The sequence below is a fragment of the Spirillospora sp. NPDC000708 genome, assembly GCF_040299565.1.
Classification (GTDB): domain Bacteria; phylum Actinomycetota; class Actinomycetes; order Streptosporangiales; family Streptosporangiaceae; genus Spirillospora.
On record NZ_JBEPCJ010000260.1, the window covers coordinates 1 to 1036 of the forward strand.

Annotated in this window: 10 tRNA genes; all 10 read left to right on the top strand. The window is 48.6% G+C overall.

The window, feature by feature from the left end:
• Positions 1-74: 74 nt before the first annotated feature.
• The 10 genes from ABT299_RS52815 to ABT299_RS52860 all read left to right on the top strand — a co-directional run bounded on the left by ABT299_RS52815 (position 75) and on the right by ABT299_RS52860 (position 969).
• Positions 75-147, top strand: a tRNA-Lys gene (locus ABT299_RS52815).
• Positions 148-155: 8 nt separating this feature from the next.
• Positions 156-237: transfer RNA gene (locus ABT299_RS52820), tRNA-Leu, on the top strand.
• Positions 238-249: 12 nt separating this feature from the next.
• Positions 250-322: transfer RNA gene (locus ABT299_RS52825), tRNA-Thr, on the top strand.
• Between the two features lie 25 nt (positions 323-347).
• Positions 348-419 (top strand) — tRNA-Gly (locus tag ABT299_RS52830).
• 38 nt (positions 420-457) lie between these two features.
• Positions 458-531: transfer RNA gene (locus tag ABT299_RS52835), tRNA-Arg, on the top strand.
• A gap of 5 nt (positions 532-536) precedes the next feature.
• A tRNA-Pro gene (locus ABT299_RS52840) sits at positions 537-610 on the top strand.
• A 37-nt stretch (positions 611-647) separates the two neighbouring features.
• Positions 648-721, top strand: a tRNA-Met gene (locus ABT299_RS52845).
• Positions 722-733: 12 nt separating this feature from the next.
• Positions 734-807 (top strand) — tRNA-Ile (locus ABT299_RS52850).
• Between the two features lie 7 nt (positions 808-814).
• Positions 815-887, top strand: a tRNA-Phe gene (locus ABT299_RS52855).
• Between the two features lie 11 nt (positions 888-898).
• A tRNA-Gly gene (locus ABT299_RS52860) sits at positions 899-969 on the top strand.
• Positions 970-1036 lie beyond the last annotated feature (67 nt).

Sequence of the window (1036 nt, forward strand, 5' to 3'; positions counted from 1 at the left end):
GGTTATCACGTCGCCCTGTCACGGCGAAGATCGCGGGTTCGATTCCCGTCAGAACCGTTAGTAGAAATACTAATGACTCGTTAGCTCAGTTGGTAGAGCATTTGACTTTTAATCAAAGGGTCGCTGGTTCGAGCCCAGCACGGGTCATAATCCTAGCGGATGTGGCGGAATTGGCAGACGCACTAGATTTAGGATCTAGCGCTTAACGGCGTGGGGGTTCAAGTCCCTTCATCCGCATACTAGGTATTAGCCGACTTAGCTCAGTTGGTAGAGCATCTGATTTGTAATCAGAGGGTCGCGTGTTCGAATCATGTAGTCGGCATTGTCGTAAGACACAAAGTTTAAGTGCGAACGTAGTTCAGGGGTAGAACACAACCTTGCCATGGTTGGGGTCGCGAGTTCGAATCTCGTCGTTCGCTTACTAGTATCCTTACTAGTTGTTTATATAATGTTATTTGCAGGTGTGGCTCAACTGGATAGAGTACCTGACTACGAATCAGGCGGTTGTAGGTTCGAATCCTACCGCTTGCATATAACGGGAAGTAGCTCAGCTTGGTAGAGTACTTGGTTTGGGACCAAGGTGTCGCAGGTTCGAATCCTGTCTTCCCGATTGATGTTTTTACATCAATTTGACTTATGTCAAAAATGGCGGTGTAGCTCAGCTGGCTAGAGCGTTCGGTTCATACCCGAGAGGTCGGGGGTTCGATCCCCTTCGCCGCTATATTTATCAGCTGGATCTTTAGCTCAGTTGGTTAGAGCTATCGGCTCATAACCGATCGGTCGCTGGTTCGAATCCAGCAAGATCCATATCTTTGGCTCGGTAGCTCAGTTGGTAGAGCAATGGATTGAAGCTCCATGTGTCGGCGGTTCGATTCCGTCTCGCGCCATTCCTTATTTAGCGGATGTAGTTTAATGGTAGAACCCCAGCCTTCCAAGCTGGCTACGCGAGTTCGATTCTCGTCATCCGCTTAACTTAATATTTTGGGAGTTTAGCTCAGTTGGTTAGAGCACTGTGTTGATAACGCAGGGGTCCCAG